8 protein-coding genes and 2 pseudogenes are annotated in these 11,283 nt (G+C 64.3%); all 10 read right to left on the bottom strand.

Annotated features, from left to right (window positions below; translation table 11 throughout):
• Nucleotides 1-367: 367 nt before the first annotated feature.
• Nucleotides 368-1,237, bottom strand: a complete 870-nt coding sequence (locus tag ACVOLO_RS16395) for a flagellin (protein WP_481571384.1) — start codon at nucleotides 1,235-1,237, stop codon at nucleotides 368-370.
• Between the two features lie 251 nt (nucleotides 1,238-1,488).
• A pseudogene (locus tag ACVOLO_RS16390) lies at nucleotides 1,489-1,969 on the bottom strand (flagellin N-terminal helical domain-containing protein); the annotation flags it as partial.
• 292 nt (nucleotides 1,970-2,261) lie between these two features.
• Entirely contained in the window at nucleotides 2,262-3,092 is an 831-nt protein-coding gene (locus ACVOLO_RS16385) for a flagellin (protein ID WP_481571383.1), read from the bottom strand.
• An 87-nt stretch (nucleotides 3,093-3,179) separates the two neighbouring features.
• Nucleotides 3,180-3,863, bottom strand: a pseudogene (locus tag ACVOLO_RS16380) (flagellin N-terminal helical domain-containing protein); the annotation flags it as partial.
• 67 nt (nucleotides 3,864-3,930) lie between these two features.
• Nucleotides 3,931-5,133, bottom strand: a complete 1,203-nt coding sequence (gene flgL / locus ACVOLO_RS16375; protein WP_481571382.1) for a flagellar hook-associated protein FlgL — start codon at nucleotides 5,131-5,133, stop codon at nucleotides 3,931-3,933.
• A complete protein-coding gene (gene flgK, locus ACVOLO_RS16370) occupies nucleotides 5,133-7,010 on the bottom strand; it encodes a flagellar hook-associated protein FlgK (RefSeq protein ID WP_481571381.1) in 1,878 nt (625 codons plus the stop codon). The genes flgL and flgK overlap by 1 nt, the downstream gene beginning before the upstream one ends.
• Nucleotides 7,011-7,021: 11 nt before the next feature.
• A complete protein-coding gene (gene flgJ / locus ACVOLO_RS16365) occupies nucleotides 7,022-8,212 on the bottom strand; it encodes a flagellar assembly peptidoglycan hydrolase FlgJ (protein ID WP_481571380.1) in 1,191 nt (396 codons plus the stop codon).
• 1 nt (nucleotide 8,213) lies between these two features.
• Nucleotides 8,214-9,332, bottom strand: a complete 1,119-nt coding sequence (locus ACVOLO_RS16360) for a flagellar basal body P-ring protein FlgI (RefSeq protein WP_481571379.1) — start codon at nucleotides 9,330-9,332, stop codon at nucleotides 8,214-8,216.
• Between the two features lie 2 nt (nucleotides 9,333-9,334).
• Nucleotides 9,335-10,024, bottom strand: a complete 690-nt coding sequence (gene flgH, locus ACVOLO_RS16355; RefSeq protein ID WP_481571378.1) for a flagellar basal body L-ring protein FlgH — start codon at nucleotides 10,022-10,024, stop codon at nucleotides 9,335-9,337.
• Between the two features lie 19 nt (nucleotides 10,025-10,043).
• Nucleotides 10,044-10,829, bottom strand: coding sequence for a flagellar basal-body rod protein FlgG (flgG, locus tag ACVOLO_RS16350; RefSeq protein ID WP_449466843.1), 786 nt, complete (start codon nucleotides 10,827-10,829; stop codon nucleotides 10,044-10,046).
• Nucleotides 10,830-11,283 lie beyond the last annotated feature (454 nt).

The following is an 11,283-nucleotide window of genomic DNA, read 5'->3' as shown; positions in this document are numbered from 1 at the left end:
CGTTACCGCCTGCATGCGCAAATACCTGACCCGGCTCAACGCGATGAAGCGTGACAACGCGCCTTGGCGGGTCGGCTCTATGGAGACTGTGCAAGACAGTTGACTCCTACAGAACTCCGATTTTTCCAGCGATGGGGGGAGCGCTTCCGTAGGAGCGACCTTGGTCGCGAAACTCTTGGTGCGGGCGGCGTTGGGTTAGCTACAGCGCCATTGACACGGAGATCTGGGCGTTGTTTTGTTTCGCGGCTGAAGCCGCTCCTACAGATGCGTTCCTGGTCCTTCTAAACAACAAGCCCCGCCTTTGTGGGGCGGGGCTTGTGCTGGCAGCGACGCTTTCGCGCCGCTGCCTGAGGTGTTGCCTGCGGGATCAGCGCAGCAGGCTCAGCACGTTCTGGCTGGTCTGGTTGGCCTGGGCCAGCATGGCGGTACCGGCCTGCTGCAGGATCTGCGTGCGGGTCAGCTCTGCCGTTTCCTTGGCGTAGTCGGTGTCACGGATACGGCTGCGGGCCGACGACATGTTTTCCGAGGACGTGTTCAGGTTGGCAACCACCGAGGTGAAGCGGTTCTGCACAGCACCCAGGTCGGCGCGGGCCGAGTTGATGGTGTTCAGTGCGGCATCCATCGCATTCAGTGCGTTGTCGGCACCGGCCGTGGTGGAGATGTCCAGATCGGCGAAGCCGGTGGCTGATGCACCTGCAGCCCAATTGGCCGTTTCGCCAGCCGTCAAGCCGGTGGCAGCCAGCAGTTCGGCGGAAGTGCCGGAGCCGCTTGCAGCGACGGTGAAGTTGCCGGAAGCCGAGGCGAGCTGCAGCTTGCCAGCGCTGTCAAGCGAGGCGGAAACACCTGTGTTGTAGCTCTGGTTGTTGATTGCCTTGACCAGATCGGTGGCACGCTGGGAGGCGCTGCCCGCATCGCCGAACTTGATGGTCACCGTGCCCTTGCTGCCGGTGAGATCAAAACTACCGGCCACGAAAGCGCTCGGATTGGCGGCTACTGCTGCTACGCCGTTGGTGGTGGCAGCGGTCGGGGCAGCATTGAAGCCACCTGGCGTCGTAGGAGTGCCGCCGGAATCAACTTCAGCGTAAGTGAAGTTAGTGCCATCGGCGCGCTGGACGGTAAGGCTGCCTGCAGTGATGGCCGCGCTGATGGTGGCCGCAGCTCCGAGATCCAGCGAAAAGCCGTTCACACTGTTGCTGCCATCCGCGCCGAAGCCTGCAGTCACGAAGGCGGCCGCCATATCGGCAGCGCTCATGGTTGCGCCGGTATGAGAAATGTTCAGGCTATCGGAGCCGGCGGTGAAGGTTGCATTGAATCCCGTATCAGCAGCGCCGCCTGCAGTTGCGGTAAAAGCGCCCATTGCCTTGGTGGCTGCGGTGGCGGGAGCTGCCGGTGTTCCCGTGGTCGGGACAGCTGCCACGGCAGCAGCGGTAGCAGGCTTATCGACCTTGTTCCAGTTGCCCAGGTCCTTGATGTTGGCGTTGGCGATCTGGGCGATGTCGATGGTCTGGCCCTGGTCGGCGCCGATCTGGAAGGACTGGCTCTGGAAGCCGCCGTCCAGCAGCTTGGTGCCGTTGAAGTTGGTGTCTTCGGCAACGCGCTGGATTTCGGCCTTCAGCAGCTGGACTTCGGCGTTCAGTGCCTCGCGGTCGGACGGGGAGTTGGTGGCGTTGCGGGCCTGCACCGACAGCTCACGGATACGCTGCAGGTTGTTGCCGATTTCGGTCAGTGCGCCTTCGGCGGTCTGCGCCAGCGAAATGCCGTCGTTGGCGTTGCGGGCCGCCTGATCCATGCCGCGGATCTGGGTGCTGAAACGCTCGGAGATCGCCAGACCGGCGGCGTCGTCCTTGGCGCTGTTGATGCGCAGGCCCGAGGACAGGCGCTGGATCGAGGTGGCCAGGCTGGAGCCGCTGGTACCCAGGTTGCGCTGGGCATTGAGCGACATGATGTTGGTGTTGATGACTTGTGCCATGATTCGGGCTTCCTGTTTGGCGTTTGGTCCGGCACATCACCTGGCCGGTACTGGGTGCAGTGGGGCGGGGTGTAGGAGCCATAGCACCGCTGCTGATACCAATAACGGCAGGCTTTCGGGGAGCTTTAGGGCATTGCCCGAAAGTGATTTCAACGCCGCAGAAACAGATAAGCCCCGGTTTCCCGGGGCTTATCTGTTTCAAGCAGTTCTGTAGTGCCGAGCCATGCTCGGCACGGGGCCTTGGCGGGGAGGCTCCAGCGGAGCATGGCTCCGCTCTACAAGCGTCGCGTTCTTACTTCAACAAGCTCAGTACGTTCTGTGGCGACTGGTTGGCCTGGGCCAGCATGGCCGTGCCGGCCTGCTGCAGGATCTGCGTGCGGGTCAGCTCCGCGGTTTCCTTGGCGTAGTCGGTATCGCGGATGCGACTGCGTGCGGCCGACAGGTTTTCCGAGGAAGTGTTGAGGTTGGCGATGGTCGAGGTGAAGCGGTTCTGCACTGCACCCAGGTCCGCGCGGGCCGAGTTGATCGCCTGCAATGCAGAATCGATGGCGTTGAGCGCGTTGTCGGCGCCCGTGGCGGACAGTACATCCAGATCTTCAAAGCCGGTTTCTGCAGCGCCTGCGGCCCAGGCGGTTCCCATCGGTGTGCCCGGCGCCGGGGCCGTACCGACGGCGCCGGTGGCACCTGCAGTCAAACCCGTCTGCTCCGTCAGCGTGGTGTCGCCGGCAATGGCAAAGTCACCCGAGGCTGAGGCCAACTGCAGCTTGCCGGTGCTGTCCAGCGACGCGGTGACGCCGGTGTTGTAGCTCTGGTTGTTGATGGCCTTGACCAGGTCGCTGGCGCGCTGGGCACCACCACCGGCTGCACCGAAGTTGATGGTTGCTTCGCCCTTGGGGCCAGTAAGGGTGAAGCTGCCGGCAGTAAAGCCTGCGGCAACGGCAGGAGTTCCGTTGTGGGTGGTGGCAAAGGTCGCGTTGTTGGCAAAGCCACCTGCCGGCGCTGCACCAAAGGTATTGACGATGTCGATATCCAGCGCGCTGCCGTCAGCCTTGCTGAAAGCAAGATCATTGCCGGCAACGGTTCCGCTTACCGTGATCCCGGCCGCAGCCAACTCGGTCCGCACAGGCGCTGAATCAAGGGCTGTCTGGATATCGGCCGCGGTGACCGCAGCGCCGCTGCCCGTGCCGCCGGCGGTGCCTGCGCGGTTGATGATGCTGACGCCGCCGACAGTGAAACTGAAACTCTGGGTTGCCGAGGTGGAGGCTGCGCTGGATGTGTAAGCACCCGCTGCACCGCTGGCGGTTGCAATAGCACCGGCTCCGGCTGCGCCCGCAGCAGTGGAAGCAGAGGCGGTGGCAGCGGTGTCCACCCGGTTCCAGTTACCCAGGTCCTTGATATTGGCGTTGGCGATCTGGGCAATGTTGATTACCTGGCCCTGGTCGGCGCCAACCTGGAAGGCCTGGTTCTGGAAGCTGCCATCCAGCAGCGGGGTGCCGTTGAAGTTGGTCTGCTCGGCCACGCGCTGGATTTCAGCCTTCAGCAGCTGGACTTCGGCGTCCAGGGCAACGCGATCGGAGGGCGAGTTGGTTGCGTTGCGCGACTGCACGGCCAGTTCGCGGATGCGCTGCAGGTTGTTGCTGATCTCGCCCAGCGCGCCTTCAGCGGTCTGCGACAGCGAGATGCCGTCGTTGGCGTTGCGCGCGGCCTGGTCCATGCCGCGGATCTGCGTGGTGAACCGCTCGGAAATTGCCAGGCCGGCGGCGTCGTCCTTGGCGCTGTTGATGCGCAGGCCCGAAGACAGGCGCTGGATCGAGGTAGCCAGGCTGGAACCGCTGGTGTTCAAGTTGCGCTGAGCGTTCAGCGACATGATGTTGGTGTTGATGATCTGTGCCATGGGTACGTCTCCGTTGTGCTCGGTGCCTTGCGGTGTGGATTGGCAGCAGGGCTGCCGTGGATGTGGATCAGCGGATCATGTTGAACAGCGACATCGACTGCATCTGGGCGAAGATGGTCTGTGCCGCCTGCAGCGCCGCGCCCTCAAGCTGGTATTGCCCGATGGCTTCGGCGTAGTTGAGGTCACGCATCTGCGAGAGCGAACTCTTGAGCGTGACGGTGTTGGCTTCGCGTAGCGAAGCGGCGTTGTCGATTGCGATGAGCTGAGCGCCACCGGCAGCCCGGGTATCGATCATGCTGTTGGATGCCTGCCGGACATCGCGGATGCTGGCCTGCAGTGCGTTCTGCTGGGCCGCTCGTGCTGCAGGCGTGGAGGTGTCCATCTGCAGCGTCTGCACCAGTTTGTCGATGGTGCTGAACACGTCGCGGGCGCCTGCCGTGCCGGCATTGAATTCGTCACCGGCTGCAGGGGTGCCATCGATGCGAAGGCGCAGCCCCTCGAAGACGATGTCCTCACCACTGGTATATGTGCCGGTGCCAACGACGGTGTTGTTGGCATTAACCACCTCATAGGTGTCGGCTGCGGTGAAGCGCAGCGTATAGCTGGAGCCATCCCAGCCACCGGAGCCGTCGCGGCTGACGTCGGTCAACACGGCCTGGCCGGTGTTGGTGCTGGCAGCACTGCCATCCACGGTGCCGTCGCCGGTGCGGATGCGCATGAAGATCTCGCTGCCGGGCAGGGCATCCTTGACGAAAGTGCCGGGTGCCACTTCCACCTGGCGCTGGGTCTGGTCGCCGTTGTAGCTGACCACCCCATTGCTCAGGGAGAACGGAGCGCTGGCATCTGCAGCGCCACCGAACAGGTAGCGGCCGGTGCCATCGGTGGTGTTGGCCAGCGCGAGCAATGAATCCTTGATGGATTTCAGTTCGTTGGCGACGGCTTTGCGGTCTTCCACCGACAGGGCGGGGTTGTTGGCCTGGACGGTGAGATCGGACACGCGCGTCAGCATCTCGCCGGCCTGTGCAAGCACATTTTCCTGCAGGCCCAGACGGTTCTGCATGGTGTTGGCGTTCTTGCCCAGTTGTTCCAGCTCTGCCAATACGCGGTCCATGCCAACAGCGGTGCCCGAAGCGACGGGATCGTCCTTGGCGGTGACGATTTTCTTGCCGGTTGCCAGCTGCTGCTCCAGGTGCGAGAGCTTGCTCTGCTTGGAAAGCATCAGCGCGACCGACTGGTCGTACATCATGTTGCTGGAGATGCGGTTGTTCATCAGCCCACCGCCTTGAGGATTGTCTGGAACATGGTGTCGGCGGTGGAGATCAGCTGCGACGCCGCCTGGTACGCCTGCTGCAGCCTCAGCATGTCTGCCGCCTCCTCATCGAGGTTCACGCCAGAGACCGAATCACGGTTGGCCTTGGCGTTGTCATTGATTACCTGCTGCGCCTGCAGTGAGTAGTCGGCTGCGCGTGCCGCTGAACCGACCTGGGTAGTGAGCCCCCCGAGCGCGCCATTGAGCGTCACCGTGCCGCTGTTGAAGGCCTTTGCATCCTCAACGCTGGCCAGCCGCGAGGCATTGCCGTTGTCGCTGGAACCGGCTGCGGTCCTGCCAACGGTGAAGCTGTCACCTGCGGCAGGCTTTCCATCCAGCACCATGCTCCAGCCATTGGCGCTGATGGTCTGGCCAGGGGTGTAGGTGAACGGGCCAGCGCCGTCGATGGTGTACTGGTCTGCATCGATGAATTCGATGTTTACCGGGTTCAGCAGCGCAGGGTTGCTGGCATCAAGCACATCCACTTTGCCAAGTACGCCGGCACCTGTATTGCCTACATTCGATGATGCCTTCACCGGGTTGGCCGCGGCGATGCGCGAGGGATCGGTGATGGCAACCGACAAGCCGTTGGTTGCGGCAGCCGTGGGCTGCAGCAGGAAGCGGTCGTTGGCCGCCGGCGTGCCGTTGACAACGAACTGCACGCCATTGACCACGAACGGGTCAGTGGCGCTGCCGGTGCCGGTCATCGCCACGCTGGCGCCGGTGTCGGCACGGGTTGCCTCCCACTGGGTGCCGTTGAACTTCAGCAGCAGGTTCTGACCGTCCAGCGCGGAGGTGTCGCCATAGCCGGCGGTCAGTGTGGCGTTGCCGGTGTTGCTGGTGTGCCCGGTGATTTTGGGTGGAGCGAGGTTGAAGAAGTCCGCGCCCATCTCGCCGTACATGTCCATGCCTTCGGCGTGGGCCTGGTTGAAGGACAGGGCCATGCCTACGGCAATGCGCCCGAGTTCAGCCTGTGCAGGCGTCAGCACGGTGTCGCGGAACTCCATCAATCCGCCAAGCTGTCCCCCCATGGCCTTGCTGTCCAGGGTGACGGTCATGCCCTGGGTCTTGATCGCCAGTTGCAGGCGCTCGGGGCGATAGGGGTCGGTGGCGGTGGTGATCTGTGAGGCGCTGGTGCCTACGACAAGCGCATGCCCGCCTGCGGAGTAGACGTTCATCGCACCACCGTCCTGGATGATCGCGGTGCCGCCGGTGTAGCCCACCAGCTGGGTGATCAGCTGGTCGCGACGATCAAGAAGATCCGGTGCGGCGGCTGCGGCATTGCTGCCGATCGCGCCGTTGATCTGGGCAATTTCGGCGGCAAGCCGGTTGACCTCGTTGGCGCCGGCGATCAACCCGTTGTTGACTTCACTGCCAAGCGAATCCAGGTTCGCATTGAGCTGTTTGAAGCGCTCGACCAGCGTTGACGCGCTGTCCAGCACATTGCGGCGGTCGGCGGTCGCAGAGGCGTTGGAGGAAAGGCTGTTGATCGAGTCGAAGAAGTTCGACCAGACACCCGTCACGCCGGTAGCCGCATCGGAGAACAGCGCATCCACGCGATCGGCCATCCCGGACAGCTGCTTCAGACGCGCCAGTTCACCGTTGCTGTCGAGCAGCCGCGAGATGGCCAGCTGGTCGGCGACGCGGCGGATGTCGGTGATCCTGGTGCCGTTGCCCACGTCGCCATAACCGACGTCGGTGGGATTGCGCGTGGCGAAATCCACCTTCTGCCGGCTGTAGCCGTCGGTCTTGATGTTGGCCACGTTGTGGCTGACGGTCGCCAGTGCGCGCTGGAAGGCGAGCAGTGCACTGGTGCCGGTGGAAAGAACATTGGACATGGGCGTCTATCTCAACGACGGGTGATGCCGGTCAAGCCGGTGTTGCTGGCAAAGCTCTGGCCCATGCGTGCGCCGACGTCGCCGATGGCGGCCACGGCACGCCCGATGGTGGGGCCGGCCGCAATGGCGGCGATCTTTGCTGCATAGGAAGGGTCGGTGGCGTAGCCGGCGCGCTGCAGCCCCTGGGCGAAGCCACGCACATCGCTGCCGGCCTTGAGTGCGGCCTGGTAGCGCGGGCTGTTCTTCAACATGCGCACATAGTCGCCAAAGCTCTCGGCGACCGAGCCGTAGGCGCGGAAGCTGGCGGTCTCGTTGCGGCGCTGGCCGTTGACGTATTCGTGGGTGCCGGTGCTGACCCGTTCGCCGTTCCAGCCATTGGCCTTGATGCCGAACAGGTTGTGGCTGCTGTCCCCGTTGTCGCGGCGGATATGGCGCTTGCCCCAGCCGGTCTCCAGTGCCGCCTGCGCGACCAGGGCGCGCGGATCCACGCCAAGTTCGCGCCCGGCGCGTTCGGCGTGCGGCCAGATGCTGGCGACGAAGCCTTCGGGTGTGTGCGTGCCAAGTTGGTTCGCGGCGAGGTTGGCGCAGGTGGTATCCACCGCCTGGCCACGTTCGGCGGCGGAGACATTGCTCCAGCGGTCGTTGCTCATCGCCCAGTCCGGTGCAGCGAGTGGGTCGGACTGCGCATAGGGACTGTCGCTGCCCAGTGCAGCGTGCAGGTTGCTGGTGTCGCGGCCGGCGATCAGGTCCAATGCCTGCGCCTGCGGCGTCATGTAGGCCGCACGTTCACTTGCGCCGAGCACCTGCAGTGGATCGATATCGGGCGGTGCATCGCCCTGCAACGGCATCGGTGCCGACGCAGGTGCACCCAGCTGGTAGGCGCGCGCGGCAGCTGCGGGGTTGATGGTGCTGTCCAGCGCTGGCTTGTTGGCCGCATCGCCACCGCCAAGTTGCCGCGCGATCATTGCCGACAGCCCCAGGCCGCGGCCACGGGTCATCGACTCGGCCATGCGCTGGTCGTACATCTCGCGGAACATCTTGTTTTCGCCGGGGAACAGCGAGTCGCCGAAGCTCGCCTCGCGCATGCTCTTGATCAGCATCTGCGCGAACTGGCCTTCGAGCTGGCGTGCAACCTTGTCGATCTTCGCCGGATCGTTGGCGAGGGCCGGGTTCAGTTCGATGGGCGAGCCGCTGATGCGCATGTCAGATGACCTCAAGCTCGGCGCTCAGCGCGCCGGCCTGCTTGAGTGCTTCCAGGATGGCGATCAGGTCGCCCGGGGCGGCACCGACTTCATTCACCGCACGCACGATTTCATCCAGCGTCGCGCCGCCGTCAAAGCGGAACATGCGGCTGCCTTCGTTGCTGGCGGTGATGGTGGACTGCGGCGTGACCACGGTCTGGCCACCTGCAAATGCGTTTGGCTGGCTGACCTGCGCCGATTCACTGACGGTCACCGTCAACGAACCGTGGGCGATGGCGGCCGGGCTGACGCGCACCTGCGCGCCAATGACCACCGTGCCGGTACGCGAGTTGACCACCACCCGTGCCGGTGCGGTGCCCGGCGACAGTTCCACATTCTCGATGCGGGCCAGCATGCCGATGCGCGCACCGGGATCCGTCGGCGCCTGTACTGCGACCGTGACCCCGTCCACCGCACGGGCAGCACCTTCGCCGAAGGTGGCGTTCAAGGCGTTGACCATGCGCGAGACGGTGGTGAAATCGTTCTGGTGCAGGTTCAGGGTGATTTCACCGCTGGCGCCGAACACGTCGGGCAGGGCGCGTTCCACCGTCGCGCCGTTGGGAATGCGGCCGACGCTGGGAATATTGACCGACATGCGCGAGCCATCCTTGCCCTGCGCGCCAAAGCCGCCGACCACCAGGTTGCCCTGTGCGATGGCATACACCTGACCGTCGGCGCCCTTCAGCGGGGCCATCAACAGCGAGCCACCGCGCAGCGACACTGCGTTGCCCACCGAAGACACCGTGACATCAATGGGCTGGCCCGGTTTGGCAAACGGCGGCAGCTCGGCGTGAATGGCCACGGCGGCTACGTTCTTCAACTGCGGGTTGACGTTGCTGGGCACGTTGACGCCCAGCTCACCAAGCAGGTTCTTCAAACTCTGCACGGTGAACGGTGCCTGGCTGGTGCGGTCGCCGCTGCCATCCAGGCCAACCACCAGGCCGTAGCCGACCAGCGCATTGCCGCGCACGCCACCGACCTGGGCCAGATCCTTGATGCGCTCGGCGTGGGCGGGCAGGGCGCAGGCTACCGCCAGGATGGCGAAGGCGCAGCGAAGCAGAGAGAAAGTACGCATGGTCATGCTCAGAACGGCGCCAGCGCCGAGGTAAAGAAGCGGTTCAACCAGCCCATCGAATTGGACTGCGCCATCGCACCGCGGCCGCCATAGGCAATGTGCGCGTCGGCAACCTTGCTGGATGGAATGGTGTTGTCGGCGCTGATGTCTGCCGCGCGCACGACACCCTGGATCTGCACCAGCTCATCGCCCTGGTTCAAGCGCAGGTTCTTCTGCCCCTGTACCACCAGGTTGCCGTTGGGCAGGCGCTGGATCACGGTGACGGTGACGCTGCCCTGCAGGCGATTGCTCTGCGCGCTGTTGCCCTTGCCGGCGAAGTCGCGCTCGCCACTTGCCGAGGCACCCAGCACGTTCTTCCCACCCAACGTGACCGGCGCGCCGAACAGCGTGGGCGAGCCGATGTCGAGGTTGGATTCCTTGCTGATGGCAGTGCTGGCGGTGGTGGTGGCGGTGGTGTTTTCGATCAAAGTGATCGTCAGCAGATCACCCACGTCACGCGCGCGACGGTCGCCATACAGGTTCAGTCCCGGGCCGGCGGCGTAGATGGCGCCGGCGGTGGGCGCGGCAGACGGCGCGATGACGGGTTGTATCGGCGCCATCGCCGGGTACGGACGTACATCGCCAGCCAAGGTGCAGCCACCCAGCAGGGCGACGGTGATGGCGGCGGAAAGATGACGCAGCAGAGCTGTGCGATTCATGACGAAGTTCCCTGGCAACTCAGACGTTGTTGTTGAGATAGCCGAGCATTGAATCGGTGGTGGAAATGGCCTTTGCATTCATTTCGTAGGCGCGCTGGGTTTCGATCATCGACACCAGTTCTTCCACCACGTTGACGTTGCTGCCTTCCAGCGCGCCCTGCACAACGCTGCCCAGGCCATTGAGGCCCGGGGTGCCGTTCTGCGCGGGGCCGGACGCGGTGGTTTCCAGAAACAGGTTTTCGCCCTTGGCCTGCAGGCCGGCGGGGTTGATGAAGTCGGTGAGCGTCAATGAGCCGATTTCCACCGACGCCGCTTCGCCGGACATCTTCACGCTGATGGTGCCGTCGCTGCCGATGGTCATCGACTGCGCGCCTTCGGGCACCTGGATGCCAGGCTGCACGGGATAACCGCTGTTGGTGACCACTTCACCCTGAGCGTTGATCTGGAAGCTGCCATCGCGCGTATAGGCCGAGGTGCCGTCCGGCATCATCACTTCAAAGAAGCCGCGGCCATTGACCATCACGTCGAGCGCGCGGCCGGTCTGCTGCTGGCTGCCCTGTTCAAAGTGCTTGGACGTAGCCACCACACGCACGCCCGTACCCAGCTGCAGGCCGGTTGGCAGCTGTGTCTGCGCCGACGAAGAGCCGCCGGGCTGACGCACCTGCTGGTACAGCAGGTCCTCGAAGCTGGCGCGGTCGCGCTTGAATCCGGTGGTATTGGTGTTGGCCAGGTTGTTGGAGACAACGGACATGCGCGTCTGCTGCGCGTCCAGGCCGGTCTTGGCGACCCACAATGCCTGATTCATGGAGCGGTTCCTCTGCTGCTGATGCCGGCCGCGATGGCCCTTGCTGCAGTCAATGCATGGCCTGTGCCAGAAAAGGTGTCGGGATGCTGGCGCGGGTTGTCATGGGGCTGGCGAAGGCGGCTTTTCCTTTCGCCTCTTGCGGGACTGCAGCCCCCTTTTGGGGAAGGTGCCCGAAGGGCGGAAGAGGGAGCGTGTGTCAGCGGTACGCTTGCAGATGCCAGCCCCCTCTCCCCAACCCCTCTCCCGCGAGGGGAGAGGGGCTTTTTGTCAGCCGCAAACTCGCAGACCTCCGACTTCCGATTGCTGCTGTCGCTGTTGATCTATTCCTCTCCCCTTGTGGGAGAGGATGCCGAAGGCAGGAGAGGGGGGCGGCAACGCCGCGCCATGGAGCGGATGCTCAGTCAGCCCCTCTCCCCAACCCCCGCTCCGCGCCCCAGCCCTCGCGTCTACGCGT

Source organism: Stenotrophomonas sp. STEN056, assembly GCF_056759635.1.
Note: the sequence above shows the minus strand (reverse complement) of the source record. Positions and strands in the feature narration are given on the sequence as shown.

What these genes read in the sequence shown, in the direction of transcription:
- ACVOLO_RS16395 (WP_481571384.1), bottom strand. Translation starts at nt 1,237, where the DNA reads ATGGCGGCCGCCTTCGTGACTGCAGGCTTCGGCGCGGATGGCAGCAAC.
- flgL (WP_481571382.1), bottom strand. Translation starts at nt 5,133, where the DNA reads ATGAACAACCGCATCTCCAGCAACATGATGTACGACCAGTCGGTCGCG.
- flgK (WP_481571381.1), bottom strand. Translation starts at nt 7,010, where the DNA reads ATGTCCAATGTTCTTTCCACCGGCACCAGTGCACTGCTCGCCTTCCAG.
- flgJ (WP_481571380.1), bottom strand. Translation starts at nt 8,212, where the DNA reads ATGCGCATCAGCGGCTCGCCCATCGAACTGAACCCGGCCCTCGCCAAC.
- ACVOLO_RS16360 (WP_481571379.1), bottom strand. Translation starts at nt 9,332, where the DNA reads ATGACCATGCGTACTTTCTCTCTGCTTCGCTGCGCCTTCGCCATCCTG.
- flgH (WP_481571378.1), bottom strand. Translation starts at nt 10,024, where the DNA reads ATGAATCGCACAGCTCTGCTGCGTCATCTTTCCGCCGCCATCACCGTC.
- flgG (WP_449466843.1), bottom strand. Translation starts at nt 10,829, where the DNA reads ATGAATCAGGCATTGTGGGTCGCCAAGACCGGCCTGGACGCGCAGCAG.